This is a genomic window from Sphingobium sp. SG1 (genome assembly GCF_057063145.1).
Window position 1 is genome coordinate 1 of the sequence record NZ_JBVVOJ010000067.1, and the last position, 665, is coordinate 665.

Here is a 665-nt window from a genome sequence, read left to right on the forward strand (position 1 = left end):
CCCGCCGCCGGCGAGCAGGCCGTGGGCTCGACCATGTAATGGTCGGCCATGATCAGGAACCGCCGGTTGAACACCCGGTCCTTGCCGGTGAACACGCTCGTCACCGCCGTCTTCATATTATCGTAGATGCCGCGCCTGGGCACGCCGCCGAAGAAGGCAAAGCCGCGCGCATGCGCGTCGAACAGCATCTCCTGGGTCTCGCGTGGATAGGCCCGGACATACACAGCCCGCGACGCGCACAGCCGCATGTGCGCGACCTTTACCCGCATCGGCTTGCCGGCGATCTCGACATCCTCGTGGCTCCAGTCGAACTGGTAGGCCTCGCCGGGCTGGAACAGCATCGGAATAAAGGCCGTCGTCCCGTCGCCGACATCCCTGCGCCGCTCGATCTTCCACCGTGCCGCATAGCGGCGCACGGCATCGTAAGAGCCCTCGAAACCCTCACGCACCAGAAGGTCGTGGATACGGGTCATCCGAAGCCGGTCACGCCGCCCCCGTAACTCGTTCTCTTCCAGCAGCACATCCAGCCGATCCTGAAACGGACCGATCCGCGGCAGCGGCTGAACCTTGCGTCGATAATCAAATGCGCCTTCCGGCGCCCGGATCGCCTTGCGGATTACCTTCCGCGACACATGCAGATCACGCGCGATCGCCTTGATCGCCTT

Annotated in this window: 1 protein-coding gene; it reads right to left on the reverse strand. The window is 64.4% G+C overall.

Going from position 1 to position 665, the window contains the following annotated elements; translation table 11 throughout:
* The coding region (istA, locus tag AC0KVN_RS27585; RefSeq protein ID WP_435569032.1) for an IS21 family transposase at window positions 1-665 on the reverse strand (665 nt) is incomplete at both ends.